At 56.6% G+C, this 16,382-nt stretch carries 13 protein-coding genes; 6 read left to right on the forward strand and 7 right to left on the reverse strand.

From position 1 onward, the window contains the following. From earP to EI185_RS14340, 5 genes are all read left to right on the forward strand, one after another. Positions 1–886, forward strand: an 886-nt coding sequence (earP, locus tag EI185_RS14320; protein WP_223247860.1) for an elongation factor P maturation arginine rhamnosyltransferase EarP, incomplete at its 5' end; no start/stop codon positions are given. A gap of 46 nt (positions 887–932) precedes the next feature. Further along, entirely contained in the window at positions 933–1,493 is a 561-nt protein-coding gene (gene efp, locus EI185_RS14325) for an elongation factor P (RefSeq protein WP_124705833.1), read from the forward strand. 247 nt (positions 1,494–1,740) lie between these two features. Next, on the forward strand, positions 1,741–2,577 hold the full coding sequence (locus EI185_RS14330) for a winged helix-turn-helix domain-containing protein (protein ID WP_124705834.1): 837 nt from the start codon (positions 1,741–1,743) through the stop codon (positions 2,575–2,577). 1,058 nt (positions 2,578–3,635) lie between these two features. Further along, the gene (locus tag EI185_RS14335; protein ID WP_124705835.1) at positions 3,636–3,986 is read left to right on the forward strand and encodes a hypothetical protein; all 351 of its coding nucleotides are present in this window, start codon (positions 3,636–3,638) and stop codon (positions 3,984–3,986) included. A 3-nt stretch (positions 3,987–3,989) separates the two neighbouring features. Then, positions 3,990–4,403, forward strand: a complete 414-nt coding sequence (locus EI185_RS14340) for a hypothetical protein (RefSeq protein WP_124705836.1) — start codon at positions 3,990–3,992, stop codon at positions 4,401–4,403. A 384-nt stretch (positions 4,404–4,787) separates the two neighbouring features. On the opposite strand, the gene metK is transcribed toward EI185_RS14340, so the two are convergent. The 6 genes from metK to EI185_RS14370 form a co-directional block, all read right to left on the reverse strand. Then, positions 4,788–5,966, reverse strand: a complete 1,179-nt coding sequence (gene metK / locus EI185_RS14345) for a methionine adenosyltransferase (protein WP_124705837.1) — start codon at positions 5,964–5,966, stop codon at positions 4,788–4,790. A gap of 194 nt (positions 5,967–6,160) precedes the next feature. Continuing rightward, a complete protein-coding gene (locus tag EI185_RS14350; protein ID WP_223247866.1) occupies positions 6,161–7,297 on the reverse strand; it encodes a methyltransferase in 1,137 nt (378 codons plus the stop codon). A 31-nt stretch (positions 7,298–7,328) separates the two neighbouring features. Continuing rightward, positions 7,329–8,375: a DMT family transporter gene (locus tag EI185_RS14355; RefSeq protein ID WP_124705838.1), complete on the reverse strand. Its 1,047-nt coding sequence runs from the start codon at positions 8,373–8,375 to the stop codon at positions 7,329–7,331. 71 nt (positions 8,376–8,446) lie between these two features. Next, the gene (locus EI185_RS14360; protein WP_124705839.1) at positions 8,447–8,986 is read right to left on the reverse strand and encodes a hypothetical protein; all 540 of its coding nucleotides are present in this window, start codon (positions 8,984–8,986) and stop codon (positions 8,447–8,449) included. A gap of 618 nt (positions 8,987–9,604) precedes the next feature. Beyond that, the gene (locus EI185_RS14365) at positions 9,605–10,819 is read right to left on the reverse strand and encodes a BaiN/RdsA family NAD(P)/FAD-dependent oxidoreductase (RefSeq protein ID WP_124705840.1); all 1,215 of its coding nucleotides are present in this window, start codon (positions 10,817–10,819) and stop codon (positions 9,605–9,607) included. A gap of 100 nt (positions 10,820–10,919) precedes the next feature. Next, positions 10,920–12,497, reverse strand: coding sequence for a peptide chain release factor 3 (locus tag EI185_RS14370; protein ID WP_124705841.1), 1,578 nt, complete (start codon positions 12,495–12,497; stop codon positions 10,920–10,922). A gap of 155 nt (positions 12,498–12,652) precedes the next feature. Here EI185_RS14370 and EI185_RS14375 point away from each other — a divergent pair, with 155 nt between their 5' ends. Next, complete coding sequence (locus EI185_RS14375) at positions 12,653–13,153, forward strand: low molecular weight protein-tyrosine-phosphatase (RefSeq protein WP_124705842.1); 501 nt, start codon at positions 12,653–12,655, stop codon at positions 13,151–13,153. A 203-nt stretch (positions 13,154–13,356) separates the two neighbouring features. Here EI185_RS14375 and EI185_RS14380 read toward each other — a convergent pair whose 3' ends face one another. Then, positions 13,357–16,104 (reverse strand): Rne/Rng family ribonuclease, encoded by a 2,748-nt coding sequence (locus tag EI185_RS14380; protein ID WP_124705843.1) that lies wholly within the window; start codon positions 16,102–16,104, stop codon positions 13,357–13,359. Between the last annotated feature and the right edge of the window lie 278 nt (positions 16,105–16,382).

Genomic DNA, 16,382 nt, shown 5'->3' on the forward strand with positions numbered 1-16,382 from the left:
AGCCTTCGGTTGCGAACTGCCGCAAAACTACCTGACGGCAATGGCCGCGATGCAGCCCAAACCGGTCTGGGTCAACCTGGAATATCTCAGCGCCGAAGATTGGGTTGAGGGCTGTCATGGGCTGCCTTCGCCGCATCCCAGATTGCCGCTCACCCAACATTTCTATTTCCCGGGGTTTACTGCCCATACCGGTGGTCTGTTACACGAAGCCGGGCTCACCGAGCGGCGCACGAGCTTTCAGCGCAACCCGGCGGCGCAGGCCGATTTGTGGGCGTCGCTGGGCGTTAAACCCGCGCCTGATGCGCTACGGGTGTCGCTGTTCGGCTATGAAAATCCGGCCGTGGCGGAATTGCTCGAGGCCTGGGCAGAAGGCGAGCAGCCGGTGCTGTGCCTGCTGCCTGAAAGCAAGCTGCTGCCGCAGGTTGCCGCATTCTTCGGCGCAACCGGGTTGATTCCCGGCGATCAGCGCCAACGCGGCAAGCTGATCCTGCACGCGCTGCCATTTTTGCCGCAAGCACGCTACGACGAATTGCTGTGGGCGTGCGATCTCAATTTCGTGCGCGGCGAAGATTCGCTGGTGCGCGCACTATGGGCGGCACGGCCATTGGTCTGGCACATCTATCCGCAACAGGACGATGCGCACCGGACAAAACTGGATGCCTTTCTGGCACGCTATGGCGCAGGCTTGTCTCCCCAGGCCGCCACGGCCTTGCAGGATTTTTGGCATGCCTGGAATGCAGGCAAGGGAGCGGGGCAGGCCTGGGTGGATTACCGGCGACATCAGGCCGAGTTCGATACCCACGCGCGCAACTGGGTTGATGGTCTGTTGAAAAACGGGGATTTGGCCGCACATCTGGTGCAGCTTTGTCAAAGTAAGTTAAAATGATCGGCTAGATTAGCGCTCACCCCCAATTTATTCAGCAGGATACAGCATGAAAACAGCACAGGAAGTCCGCGCAGGCAACGTGATTATGGTCGGTACCGACCCCATGGTCGTGCTCAAGGCCGAGTTCAGCAAATCCGGCCGCAACTCGTCCGTCGTCAAAATGAAGATGAAGAATCTGCTTACCGGTTCGGCCTCCGAGACCGTGTATAAAGCCGACGAAAAATTCGAACAGGTCGTGCTCGACCGCAAGGAGTGCACCTATTCCTACTTCGCCGATCCGCTTTACGTGTTCATGGACACCGAGTTCAACCAGTATGAAGTCGAAGTCGAAAACATGGGCGACGCGCTCAACTACCTCGAAGACGGCATGAACCTGGAAGTGATTTTCTACAACGGCAAAGCCATTTCTGTCGACATGCCCACCACGGTGGTGCGCGAAGTGACCTACACTGAGCCTGCCGTGCGTGGCGATACCTCGGGCAAGGTGTTGAAGCCTGCCAAGATCACCACCGGGTTTGAATTACCGGTGGCGGCGTTTGTTGAGATCGGCGACAAGATAGAGATTGATACGCGGACTGGAGAATTCAAGCGACGTATTGCTGCTTGAGTTTGTAAATTTGGTTGATAAAAAGGCAGCTTGGGCTGCCTTTTTTTGTGGCTGAATGTAGTCAAAAGATAAAATGAATTGGCAATTATATACTTGGCTGGACAGTTATTAACTGTAGCAATTGCTCATTAAGTTTTCGTAACTTGCGTTACTCGAATCCGTTACGTTAATTCGTTACTTCTAAGTTGACACGTAAACTGTTATTCGTTACTATTGCCAGTAATCAATGTTGCGTGAGGTAAGTATCGTGGTGGAAATTAAGACAGTAGCGGAGCAATCGCCTGACCCAAAGATTGGTAAGCCAAAACCAAGATCAGGGGTGTCCTTCCCATATTACAACCTCCAACTTTCTATTGATGCAGCAAAAATTGTTCATGAAAAAGGTGGTGGCGCGTGTACGCGTGAGCAATTAGCCAGCTATCTGGGATACTCCGCCGTAAAAAATGGTGGATTTCTTTCCCGTGTATCTGCTGCCAGAATGTTCGGTTTAATTGAGCAAGAGGGAGACACTATCCGCGTAACAGAGCGGGGTCAGAAAATTTTGTCGCCAGTAATTGAGAGCGAGCGCGAACAGGCTCTTATTGATTCGTTTATGAGCGTAGAACTCTTTAATAAATTCTATGAACAATTTAAAGGCAATACGCTACCTGCAGAAACTGGAATCAAAAATCTCTTTCTAACACAGTACAAAGTCGTACATGATCGTATTGCTCCAACAATAAAGATTATGTTTGACTCCGCAGAAACTGCTGGCTATTTCAAAGTGCCGGGGAATCGTTCTAAGATGGTATCGCCGCCTATGTCAAACGGTGGATCTCACGCGCAAACGCCGCCTCCCGCTCCTGCCGGAGAAATGCCTCAGACAAATCCACCTGGAAAGGTAAAACCGGTGGGTGATGACGGCGGCAACTACCATCCATTTATTCAAGGGCTTCTGAAGACTTTGCCGCAGCCAGAAACTGAATGGTCTATCGCTGGTAGGGTTAAATGGCTACAAGCGGCTTCAAATATCTTTGGATTGATCTATACGACCAAAGATGGGGAAGATGTTGAATTTATTGAAATTGCGAAAAAGACGTTTTAAAGGTGAAAGCCCCGCTACGGGAAATAGCAGGGCTTTCAATTTACTAACCCACCCGCTTGGAGTGCGGAACAGAAGTAGCGATGGTGCTACTAAGGAGGGCTCGTATATGGCTAAAACCCATATGACCATAATATTCGTATAGCTTTTAAACTTGGCAAAGGTGGTGAGGGGTTACCCTGCCACCTACAGCCAGTCTTGACTAGACTAGTCGTAGTTTACGCTATGGCGTGGCTGTAGGCAATACAAAACGCCCCTCCCAAGCCTTTTGGAGGACGTATGTACTACACTCGCCTCAAGAGCGTCTTTGTACGGCAATACACTCGTTTCCGCTTTGGGAAAGAGGAAAACGTATGCCAGCATTGGCGCTCTCATCCGGGCCAGTTAAGCTTGTTTAGCTAATTGGCCTTAGCCGCGCCCTTCTTTTTTATGGGGGGTGCGGCTTCTTCCAAAAGATGGGGTCAAGCAAAAGATGAGCACAAATTCTGATCGGGTCTAGCTATGTAGCATTTCGCTAGCATGGACAGGCCGGGTATTGCCCGGCGGCAAGTCACTTTCTCTTGTTTGCCCAAGAGAACGTAACCAAAGAGAAGGGCACCCCACTGCACCGGTCCTTCGGACTGCCCTCGATTTGCCGCTAAAGCCGGGCGGCTGCGGAACTCGCGCTGCGCGCTCAGACAGTCCTCGCCGACTACTCCCGGCTTTAGCGACAAATCGAGGCGGTGCAGAAGGGGAAAGCGCGTCACGAGTATCGTCTGTGTCGAGAAACCGAAGCGCCGATACGAGTTTTCTCTGCAAAGTGTTGGGGTCGTCTAGAACGGAAACTCGCCTGATCCGTTTTTAGCCTGACACCAAGAGCTGCTGCAAAAGTGAATGGGGCTTGCGTGATGAATGCCATATTGAAGTCAGTCTGAGGCAGATTTGCTTAAACTCGCCTATCAATCATGCCGTTTGCCCTAGGCTACTTTTTGTCTTTGGTAGGCCGCGAATTGGTTTCTTGGCAGCCACGGTGTATAAAGAAAACCAAGCTGGTTGTCGAGTTTATATAAGGAGTCTGGATCATGCGTATTTCATCGGTATTGCCTGGCATCTTCGCTGCCCTGTTGTTCGTTCCGCTTGCCGCACCGGCAGCCTCGGACAAAGCGTATGTCAAGATCACCTCCCCGCGTCCTGGCGCCAAGCTGGATGCCATGGCCCAGACCAAGCTGGTTTACGAGGCCGTTCCCGGACCGCGCGGCGACCATGTCCATGTCTATGTGGATAACAAGGAAGTCGGGATACTGCGCCAGCTTAAGGGTAGCTACACACTTGAAACGCTCTCACCCGGAACCCGCAACATCTGCGTCAAGGTGGTGAACAAGGCCCACGTGCCCATCGGGGTGGAGCAATGCGTCAAGGTTACCGTGGAGTAGGATGTGGATCTCCAGAACCTCGCCTATGCCCTGACCCAGGTCATCCACAATTTTGGCGCGGTTGCAGTGGTGGGTGGCGCGGCTACGGCTCTTTGGCTGACGCCACGGCAACCCGTGCTGGAACGCTCTCTGGCATGGCTGGTGGCGCTGGCGTGGGCAGCCCAGATCATCAGCGGCGTGAGCTTGGGCGCCATCAGCTATTACTATTACGGGCGCTTCCCAGATATCAGCGGAATTGCCACCGCCGCACTGGCGATCAAAATTACCAGCGCCGTCATCGGTTTCATTCTGGCCGCGCTTTACTTGTCGCGCGCGGTCCGCTGGCCTGACGCAACCTGCCGGCGGATATGGCAGGTGCTAACCGGGCTGGGCGTCATCGCCCTGACAGCGGCGGCGTTTTTGCGCTGGTTTTCGTAGCTAGCAAAAATTCGGGGTCGAGTTTGGCTATGCAGCATTTTGCCAGCATGGCCGGCCGGGGGTTGCCCGGCGGCAAGTTACTTTCTCTTGCTTGCCCAAGAGAACGTAACCAAAGAGAAGGGCACCCCACTGCACCGGTCCTTCGGACTGCCCTCGATTTGCCGCTAAAGCCGGGCGGCTGCGGAACTCGCGCTGCGCGCTCAGACAGTCCTCGCCGGCTACCCCCGGCTTTAGCGGCAAATCGAGGCGGTGCAGAAGGGGAAAGTGCGTCGCGAGTGTTGTCTGTGTCGAGAAATAGAAGCCCTGATACGGGTTTTCTCTGTGCCCTCTGTGTTCTCTGTGGCTAGAATTGTTTTTCTACATCAGGTCGTGATTGCTGACCATTTATGCATCAAACAAAGCCAATTTCTCAGCCTGATCAGTGCGTTCCCAGGTGAACTCCGGTTCGGATCTTCCGAAATGCCCATAGGCCGCAGTCTGCCGGTAGATGGGTCGGCGTAAATCTAGGCTGTCGATGATGCCACGCGGGGTGAGCTCAAAGCTATTGCGCACCATGCTTTCCAGCTTTTCATCGGGCACGGCGCCGGTGCCATAGGTTTCAATCAGCAGGGAGACCGGTTCGGCCACGCCGATGGCATACGCCAACTGCACCAGACAACGCCTGGCATAGCCCGCCGCGACGAGGTTTTTGGCGATGTAGCGGGCCATGTATGCCGCCGAGCGATCGACCTTGGTGGGGTCTTTGCCTGAAAATGCGCCGCCGCCGTGAGGGCAGGAGCCGCCATAGGTATCGACGATGATCTTGCGGCCGGTGAGGCCGGTGTCGCCATTCGGGCCGCCAATCTCGAACGGGCCAGCGGGATTGACCCATAGTTTGAAACTTGGTGAGCGCAGTTCCATCGGCACCAGCGGGTCGATGATTTCGCGCGTAATTTCCTGCGTGACCCAGGCAGGGTCGAGATCGCGCTCGATCTGGGTGGAGATGACGACGTTCTCGATACCCGCCACGCGCTGGCCTTCATAGGCGACGGTCACCTGGCTTTTTGCATCAGGACGCAACCAGGGCAGGGCTCCGGATTTGCGCAGTTCGGCTTGCTGCTTCACCAGACGATGGGCGAGCCAGATCGGGTAGGGCATCAGGTCGGGGGTTTCGTCGCAGGCATAACCGAACATCAGCCCCTGGTCGCCCGCGCCGATGTCGCCACCCGCCAGCGTGATGCCTTTATGAATCTGGATCGACTGGTGATTGAAGCGCACCTGCACTTCGCAGGTGTTGGGGTCGATGCCGGTTTCGGCATCGCGATAGCCGATGTCGCGCAGCACTTGGCGGGCGATTTCTTCGGCGCGATTTTGAATCTCGCTGAACAGTTCCTTGCGGACGGTTTTGAATTCGCCTGCAATCACCACCAGGTTATCGGCCACGAAGGTTTCACAGGCCACTTTGGCCTCGGGTTCTTCGGCCAGGAAGGCATCCAGTATGGCGTCGGAAATCTGATCGGCGATCTTGTCCGGATGGCCTTCAGCAACGGATTCGGAGGTAAACAGATGGCGCCGGTTATTCATGGTTGATTTCCTTTGGTTGCGTATTAATCGTGAAAAAATCTTTAGCCACAGGACACAGAGAACACAGAGGTAATGAAGGTCGCAGGGATGGGCAACTCTTCGTTGTTTAACATTCAAAAATTAGCTGAAACTCGTTTCATCTCTGTGCTTCTCTGTGTCCTGTGGCGAGCCTTCGGTTTTGTGAATCCCGGCGTTCAACGAACTGCGAGGCGCCAGAGCGATGTCAGCTCAGCTGCGCGCGCCGCATGCAGCGGGTCGGTTTCGTCGGTGCTGCGGGGATGGGTCGGTTTCACATCCGTGCGTCCCAAGACCTTCAAGCCGGCTGTATCGATCATTGCCAGCAAGGCTTCCCGCGAACGCAATCCCAGATGTTCGGCCAGGTCCGACAGGATCAGCCAGCCTTCGCCTTCAGGCTCCAGATGCGCGGCCAGGCCATCCAGAAAGCCCCGCAGCATGCGGCTGTCCGGGTCGTAAATCGCATGTTCGATCGGCGAGTTTGCGCGTGCGGGCAGCCATGGCGGGTTGCAGAGGATGAGCGGTGCGCGTCCTTCCGGAAAAAGATTTGCCTGAACAATGTCCACCTGTCCCTTCAGTCCGAGCCGGTCGATATTCTCGCGCGCGCAGGCCAACGCGCGCGGATCCTGATCCGTGGCGACGACGTGCTTGACGCCTCTGCGTGCCAGCAGCGCAGCCAGCACACCCGTTCCCGTACCAATGTCGAAAGCCAGTTCCAGTGACGGCAAGGCTGCCTTGGCTACCAGCTCGATGTATTCGCCCCGCACCGGGGAAAACACAGCGTAGTGGGGGTGAATGCGAGCGCCGAGCGCGGGGATTTCAACACCTTTTTTGCGCCACTCGTGGGCGCCGATCATGCCGAGCAACTCGCGCAGCGACACCACCGAGGGCACCTCGCCCGCACCATATGCTTCGGTGCAGGCTTGCCGCACATCGGGTGCGCGCCGCAAGTGAATGCCGTAATCAGCATCCAACGGCAGCAACAGCATACCCAGTGTGCGGGCACGATGGGACTGGAACTGGCGATGGAAATTGAATGCCTCGGTTGGCGACGTAGCGGGCTTGCGCGGTTTACGGTCGATGCGGCGCGCCATGGCCTGCTGCAGCTGGCGCGCATTCTGGAAATCTCCGCGCCACAGCAGCGCGGTGCCCTCGCTGGCCAGGCGGTAGGCGACATCAGCGGACATCTGGTCATCGGCGACAATCACGCGCTTGGGTGGCGCTGTACCGCTCTCCGAACGCCAGCGGGCGGATTGCTGCACGTCTGCTTCTGTCCAGTTCACCACCGGATTGTCATTCACGCTGTTTTCGTTCATTGCCGTTTGCGGTCCCTGTTTGGTCATGTGCTTAATGGCGGTGACGGTGATGCATATCCGGAAAATGATGATGGCTATGCGTAATGGGTGCATGCACATGTTCGTGGGTATGTGCTTCGTGGCCGTCCCAGGGGAAATCGTGGGAATGCTGATGGTGTTCGTCGTGGATGTGGCGATGCGCATGCTTCATCGGTTCATGAGTATGGCTATGTTCGTGGCGCTCGCTAAAATGTAGCCACACACCGATACCCATCAACACTGTGGCAGGCCAGAACAGCACGCCCGGCGTTTCGCCCAGCAAAGGCAGCGCCAAAGCTGCTCCGGCAAACGGTGCGATCGAAAAATAAGCCGCGGTGCGCGCGCTGCCCAGATTGCGCAAAGCCAATACGAACAACACCAGGCTGATGCCGTAGCCAAATAAACCCAGTACACCCGCGGCGGCGATGACGCCAGCTGTCGGTAATTGACCCCCGATAGCAATGCCCAGAGACAGATTGGTGATGCCGGCGACCAGTCCTTTGATCATGGCGATCTGGGAGGCATCGCTGGCCGAAATCTTGCGCGTAAGATTGTTGTCGATTGCCCAGAACAGGCAAGCACCGATGATCGCCAGTACCCCCCACGCCACGCCGAATATGGGCACCTGCTGCCATGACAGGAGTGCGCCAGCCGTCACGATCAGCAGCATGCCGAGAGCAATGCGCCGGTCGAAGTTCTCGTGGAATACAAACCAGGCCAGCAACGCTGTGAGCACGCCTTCCAGATTCAACAGCAAAGAAGCGGTCGAGCCCTGGGTGAATTGCAATCCCCACATCAACAAGGCCGGCGCGAGGATGCCACCTGCCAGTACTGCGCCAGCCAGCCAGGGGAAGTCTTGCCGAAGCAGGGGAGTGGCGTCGGCCGGTTTGCCTGACAATCGGCGCAACCCGCGCCACGCCGCCAGACCCAGTCCGCTACCCAGATAGAGCAGGCCGGCCAGAATCAGCGGAGAAGTGGCGCCTGTCAGAGCTTTGGCCATGGGCGTGCTGATGCCGAATAAAATGGCGGCGGCCAATGCCTGGATGATGCCTTTATGCATGGTGATTCTCAGTGTGCGAAATTTGGCGATCGGTTAGCTGGATCTAGCGTACTACTGACCTGCCATGATTACTAACGTTGCTCACCATCGGCTTTAAAAAACTCTTTCATTAAGAAATCTTCCAGCCCCGCCGTGTCTTTCTTGCGTGCCGACAGCACGACCACACGGTTGAGACGCTGCGATTCCCAATTGAAATCGCCTTGGTAATACTGGCGTATCAGTTCGATCATCCTGCGGACGATGGCGCGTTCTATATCACCGTTGAGCCCGGCGTCGACATTAATGACCTGCTTTTGAAAATTGCTTGAGTCGGTGGTCCAGCCGCGGAAAGAAAACTGGGCAGTGCGCACGCCCATGCTGAGGATCTGGAATACGCCGTTGGCACCACCTGACGGTCGCAGATTGCGCTCGATATTGGCCGACCTGATTTCGTCCGGAGTGGGAGTGGGGCTGGTGCCGGATTCCGCATTGGCCTGCTCGGCGGCTTGACGGCGCGCCCGGACAGCATTGATATAACTTGCCATATCGGTAGGCGGCGCAGTAGATGGCGCTGTGGTGTCCGGCACGGGGGGCACGGCATGGGTGTCCAGCGCTGATTTTGGTGCTGTCATGACAGGTGTAGGCACGGTCTCATGGCGAGGGCTGACACGGGTGCGCGGTTTGGGTTGGCTGATGTGCTGCCGGGGCTGGGGCTTGGGCCGCACAATGGGCTTTTTAGTCGGGGGCACAGGCTCAGGATTTGAATGTTTCGGAACGACTTTGGTGCTCTCCCGGGGCGATAACTGCACTACCAGCGGCCCTTGCATGTTTTTATCGGAAGGCGACTCGATCCGCACAGGCACCTGCTTTAATGTAAACAGCAGTATCGCGTGCAAGAGCAGGGATGCAATGACAGCAATGAGCGTGTTGCGGCTGATGTGGATTTCCCAATATCGCGCTTTGGGAGGTGGAATTTCCCATGCGAATACCAGCTCTCCAGCCTGATCTGAAGGCGAGGTTTTCTGGGGGTTTGCACTCACCCGTTTACGGCTCAATTCCTGCCACCCATTGCACTGCGGAGTAAGAACTGCCGGTAAAGTAGCCTGGATGTATTGTCGTTGCGATGCATGCACGCGTGAGCGCTTTGGAGCGCATTCAAATTATTGTCGAGAGTTGACCGGCCGAACTGGTTCAGAGCCTTTTTCGCCGTCATGGTTCCATAGCAAGGAAAGCGATAGCCAAGCGTCCGGTTATGCATATTGCCCCGCCACCCAGCCAGACGACCATGCCCACTGGAAATTATAGCCGCCCAGCCAACCCGTTACATCGACCACCTCGCCGATGAAATAGAGCCCCGATATGGTTTTGGTTTCCATGGTTTTGGATGACAGGGCATTGGTATCCACACCACCCAGCGTGACTTCGGCTTTGGCGTAACCGAGTGTACCGGCAGGCATGAGTGTCCAGCTTTTCAGTGTTGAAATCATGCTATCAAGATCGCGCCTGGAATGCTCTGCCAACGGTTTGGTCCAGTTGTGCAGCGCACACCATTCCTGGGCAAAGCGTTTGGGTAAATGTTCGGCAAGCAGGCTGGCGAGCGTGATCTTGCTGTGGCGGTGTGGTGCGATCCAGTCGGCGGCATTTACGCCGGGTAGAAGGTCGATGACGATGGGCCGTTTTTTTCCGCCGCCGTATTCCTGCATCTGCCAGTAGCTGGAAATTTGCAGGATCGCCGGTCCTGACAGACCGCGATGGGTAATCAGCATTCCTTCACGGAATTCGCGCGGTTGATCTTCACAATGAGTGGCAACATCCAGCGATGCGCCGGCCAATGCCTCCAATGGCGCAAGCGTTTCCGTTGCCAATGCCAGTGGCACCAGTGCAGGTTTGGGTGCGATGACTGGCAGCTTGAATTGCTCTGCTACCTTGTAGCCGAACGGCGTGGCGCCCAGTTTTGGTATCGCCAGTCCGCCGCTGGCGATCACCAGCGACTGGCAGCGCAACGTGCCGTGATCTGTCATGAGTTCAAAACGCAGGCCGTTGTCGTCAATCTGTTCGATGCTGTGCACGCTGCACGGCTGCGCCCATTGCACACCACCGGCGTCGCATTCGGCGCGCAGCATATCGATAATCTGGCGCGCGGAATCATCGCAAAACAGTTGCCCCGACGTTTTCTCGTGATAGGCGATGCGGTAGCGTTGCACCAGCTTGATGAAGTCGAACTGCGAATAGCGGGCGAGGGCAGAGCGCGCAAAATGCGGATTCTGCGACAGGAAGTTTTCTGCGCTGATGTTGCGATTGGTGAAATTGCAGCGCCCGCCGCCGGAAATGCGGATGCGCTCGCCGATTTTGGCGGCATGATCGATCAGCAGCACGCGCCGGCCGCGCTGCCCGGCTTGGGCGGCGCACATCATGCCCGCCGCGCCGGCGCCGATGACGATGACGTCATAATCCGTGGGATTCATCAGGGAAAATCTTTTGCCACGGAGAACATCGAGTTCACACAGGAAAACCGGACACACGCTCTCTGTGCCCGCTGTGTCCTCCGTGGCTGGATGTTGAAGTTCAATAAATTTCCCGTGTTTCCAGGAATCTGACGTCCGGGAAGCGTTCCTGCGTCATGGTCAGGTTGACCCGGTTGGGCGCCAGGTAAACGTACTGATTTGCGCCGTCCAGGGCGACGTTGAAACCGTATTTATCCACCAGTTGCTTGAGGTCGGCTTCGGAGCCGCGCAGCCAGCGGGCGGTGGCGTATTCGCATCCTTCGAACAGCACGTCCACGCCGTATTCGAATTCCAGCCGATGCGCTACCACGTCGAATTGCAGGGTGCCGACCGCACCCAGAATCAGGTCATTGGAGGAAATCGGCCGAAACAATTGCGTGGCGCCTTCTTCAGCCAGCTGCTGCAAGCCTTTCTGCAGCTGCTTCATTTTCAGCGGATTTTTGATGCGTGCCTTGCGGAAAAACTCCGGCGCGAACGAGGGTATCCCGGTGAACTTGAGGTTTTCGGTTTCGCTGAAAGTATCACCCAGGCGGATGGTGCCGTGGTTGGGAATACCGATGATGTCGCCGGCATACGCCTCATCTGCAGTATTGCGATCTTGCGCCATGAAGGTGATGGCATTGTTCACCGCCATGAACTTGCCGCTGGAGACCTGCTTGATTTTCATGCCGCGGTCGAAGCGTCCGGAACACACGCGCAGAAAGGCGATGCGGTCGCGGTGCTTGGGGTCCATATTGGCCTGGATCTTGAACACGAAGCCGGAAAACTTGGGTTCGCTGGGTTGTACCAGGCGGGTTTCAGTGGCGCGCGGTTGAGGCGGCGGCGACAAGTCTACGATCGCGTCCAGCATCATCTGCACGCCGAAATTGTTGACTGCAGAACCGAACAGCACCGGGGTCTGTTTGCCGGCGTGATAGGCGGTTGAGTCGAAGGTGTGCGATGCACCGCGTACCAGTTCCACTTCCATGCGCAGCTCTTCGGACTGGTCGCGACCGATGAACTCATCCAGGCGCGGGTTGTCCAGACCTTTGATGATCTCGCTGGTGCCCTTGTCGGCATGCGGATCGAATACCAGTACCGTGTCGTCGTAGAGGTGATAGACGCCGCGGAAACGTTTGCCCATGCTGATTGGCCAGGTCATCGGAGCGCATTGCATGCCCAGTACCGATTCGATTTCGTCGAGCAGCTCGATGGGTGGGCGGCCCTCGCGGTCGAGCTTGTTGATGAAGGTGATGATGGGCGTGTCGCGCATACGGCACACGTTGAGCAACTTGATGGTCTGCGCTTCGACACCGTTGACCGAGTCGATCACCATCACCGCCGAGTCCACGGCGGTGAGCGTGCGGTAGGTATCTTCGGAAAAATCCTCGTGGCCGGGCGTGTCCAGCAGATTGATGATGTGTTCCCGGTAGGGAAACTGCATGACCGAGGAGGTGACTGAAATGCCGCGCTGTTTTTCCAGTTCCATCCAGTCCGAAGTGGCGTGGCGGCTGGCCTTGCGCGCGCGCACTTCGCCCGCGACCTGGATCGCGCCGCCGAACCACAGCAGTTTTTCGGTCAGCGTGGTTTTACCTGCGTCCGGGTGGGAAATAATGGCAAAGGTGCGTCGACGCTGGATTTCGGAGTCAAAGATGGTCATTTTCGGTAACAAAGGAGATGCCGGCTAACCCGGCATTATACAAGAGCGGCCTTGATGATTCCGTATATGGATTGCTGAAATGAGCGGACTGAATTTTTATTGAGAGGCGCAGTACAATGCAACAATCAAACTACGTAACAAGAACCCGAAAATATATGAATGCGAGTAATCCAACATCGGTACTTTTTGTCTGTATGGGCAATATCTGTCGTTCACCCATGGCGGAAGGCGCTTTCGCTAAAACGGTACAAAACGCTGGACTGGGGACGCAAATTTTGATTGATTCAGCGGGTACCCACGATTATCACGTGGGTGATGCGCCGGATCTTCGTGCCCAGCGCACTGCGCTAAGCCACGGCTATGATATCAGTGGGTTGCGTGGCAGGCAGGTGCAGGATAGCGATTTCGAGCGTTTCGACTATATCCTGGCTATGGATAAACAGAATCTGAACAACCTCACGCGGCGTGCCAATGCCCGGCACCACCACAAAATTCGGTTGCTATTGAGTTTCAGCCGGCGATTCCCCAATCTGGATGTGCCCGATCCCTACTATGGTAGCCAACAGGGGTTTGATCAGACGCTGGATATGGTCGAAGATGCCGCCCAAGGTTTGCTCAAAGCAATCATGGAGAAACAGGGTGCCCAGTCAGCCTGACGTGGATTAGGCCTGAACTTTGGCAGGAACTGACAGACTCTTGCCGGAGTTGCTTTCGAGTGGATATGTAGTCTCAGGGTAACTGCCGACTCTCAGCGCTTTCTGCGTGACGTGAAAGCGGAGAGGAAGGGCCAAAAAAAACAGGAGATGACCAAATCGGCCATCTCCTGTTTTAGTATTGACTACCTTACCGCTTATTTATTTTATTGCCGTGTTTCTATCTGTTGCAGAGGCGCTTCCTGAGCAGGCTGTTGTTGCATTGAGGCGCGTCTTGCCGGGCGCATCTTGGGAGCCGGATTGCCCGATTCATTGGCGCTTTCCGCAGGAGCCGTGACGGAATTCTTTGTTTCCACCTGCATCAGTTCCACCGGTATGTCAGCAACCATTGCCAGCGGCTCACGACGTCTGCGCGGCGCTTGTTGCGGCGCTTCGGCTACGCTTGCTTCCGCTGGTTTGGATTGCGTTTCAACCTGTTGCAGTTGGGCTGCAGCAGGCGAAGGAGCGAGCATTTCACTGAGCAGCTTTTCCACCGGCATGGTGGCTTTTACTATCTCTGCTTTGGGTACTGCAGGAATAGTTGCGGGAGCCACGGCAACGGTGCCGGTTTCCATCAGTGCCGGGCTGGAAGGCTCGGCAGGCGCAGTGTTGTTCGTGGTCTGAGGCGGTGTTATGGTGGCAGGAACCGGCTCGCTGCGAGGCGTCACGGCCGGCTGCGCCATCATCGCTTCAGCACTTGTTGGTGCTTCTGCGCTATCGGTTTGGGTGCTAACCGTGCCGGCCGCTGGAGCAGCTTGATCCTGTTCCGGGCGACGCTCGCGTCGTCCGCCACGGCGACCGCGACGGCTGCGGGTTTCACCATTTCCGGTTTCAGGTATTGCAGTCCCTTGAGGCGGGGTAGCGGCTTCGGCAACGACATTTGCAACCGCTTCCTCACCGGCAGGTTTCGGCGTACGCGGCTGTTGCTGGCGAGGTTTGCGGGTTTGCTCGGGCTTTTGAGCGCCGTCTGCCGGTGTGGCAGGCCGTTCGGCTGCCTGACGTTCCGGGCGCGGTGTGCGCTCGGGACGTGGTGTGCGTTCAGTACGTTCGGCACGGGGAGCGCGTTCCTGTCCTTCGACTGCGGGGCGTTGCGGGCGCTCGGCGCGTTCACTGCGCTGACGTCCACGTCCACGCGTTTCGCGTGGCTCGCGTACGGGTTCGGCAGGTTGTTGGGCTACGACGGGCTGAGCCGGCTTTTCTTCACCGATTCTTTGCAACCAGCCGAAGATGCGCCCAATCAGGCCAGATTTGGATTCGGCCTGAGCAGGAACCGGTGCTGGCAGTTTTTCTTCAACGATGGGGGCAGGCTGTGCCGGGGTGATACCGCGCACGGCGGGCACTTGTGGCGCAGGCTTGTTTTCCTTGCGCGTTTCGGCGGGCGAAGCGTCTTCAATGGCATCCGCCAGTTTATAGCTGGGGATGGTGATGTCGTGCTGGTTGAGTTCGTCATGACGCAGACGCGTGATCTTGTAATGCGGCGTCACCAGATGAATATTGGGGATCAACAGCACATTGACCTTGAGCCGGGATTCAATGGCGAAGATGTCGGAGCGCTTCTCGTTGAGCAGGAAAGTTGCCACATCTACCGGAATCTGTGCATGAATTGCGCCGGTGTTTTCCTTCATTGCATCTTCCTGGATGATGCGCAGGATATGCAGGGCGGTGGATTCAATGCCGCGGATGAAGCCGGTGCCGCTGCAACGCGGGCAGGGCTGGTGGCTGGATTCGCCCAGCGACGGCTGCAGACGCTGGCGCGACAGTTCCATCAGGCCGAATTTGGAAATCTTGCCGAATTGCACGCGCGCACGATCGTAGTGCAGCGAGTCGCGCAGACGGTTTTCCACCTCGCGCTGGTTGCGCTGGCTTTCCATGTCGATGAAATCGATCACGATCAGACCGCCCAGATCGCGCAAGCGCAATTGACGGGCAACTTCTTCAGCGGCTTCCAGGTTGGTGTTGTAGGCGGTCTGTTCGATATCCGCGCCGCGTGTGGAGCGCGCCGAGTTGACGTCCACCGACACCAGCGCTTCGGTATGGTCGATCACGATGGCGCCGCCGGAAGGCAGGGTCACTTCGCGCGAGTAAGCGGACTCGATCTGGTGCTCGATCTGAAAGCGCGAGAACAGCGGCACGTCATCCTTGTATAGCTTGACCTTGTGCACGTTGCCTGGCATGACGTGGCTCATGAACTGCTGTGCCTGCTCGAATACTTCTTCAGTATCGATCAGGATTTCGCCAATGTCAGGCTGGAAATAGTCGCGGATGGCGCGAATTACCAGACTGCTTTCCTGGTAAATCAGGAAAGCGCCTTTCTGGCTGTTGGCAGCGGAATCGATGGCGTTCCAGAGCTGCAGCAGATAGTTCAAGTCCCACTGCAGTTCTTCCACGCCGCGCCCGATACCGGCAGTGCGGGCAATGATGCTCATGCCGGATGGGATTTCCAGTTGCGCCATCACATCGCGCAGTTCGTTGCGCTCTTCACCCTCAATGCGGCGCGATACGCCACCGCCACGGGGATTATTGGGCATCAGTACCAGATAGCGTCCAGCCAGGCTGATGTAGGTCGTCAGCGCAGCGCCTTTATTGCCGCGTTCGTCCTTTTCTACCTGGACGATGATTTCCTGGCCTTCGCGCAGCACATCCTGGATGCGTGCACGTGCCACATCGGCGACGTTGTTCACGAAGCAGGCGCGAGAAACTTCCTTGAATGGCAAAAAACCGTGACGATCAGCGCCATAATCGATAAAGGCAGCCTCGAGGCTGGGCTCGACGCGGGTGACGATACCCTTGTAGATGTTGCTTTTGCGTTGTTCCTTGCTGGCTGATTCAATATCGAGGTCTACGAGTTTTTGACCATCGACAATGGCGACACGGAGTTCCTCGGCCTGTGTCGCATTAAATAACATGCGTTTCATGATGTTTGTTCTCCCGCGCGCGATAGACACGGGACGACAAACCGCCGCGCGGTCTGCGCGGTGTGCGGCACGGGTGATTTAGTCTGGAATTTCAGTCATTTGGACAACCAGGTTAGTCGGGCGTGGCGGTTTATCGTTAGGCAGATGAATCGCTCATCTGCTGGAAATCAAGGGTGCGTTTCGCGCGCTTATGCTTTACCATCGCTACTTTTTAATGCGGCGTCCATGCGCCTCTTGGCGTCTCTGAACGGCTTCGGGTCTCTAAACATGGCGGTGCA

The sequence above is a fragment of the Sulfuriferula multivorans genome (genome assembly GCF_003851125.1).
Lineage (GTDB): Bacteria > Pseudomonadota > Gammaproteobacteria > Burkholderiales > Sulfuriferulaceae > Sulfuriferula > Sulfuriferula multivorans.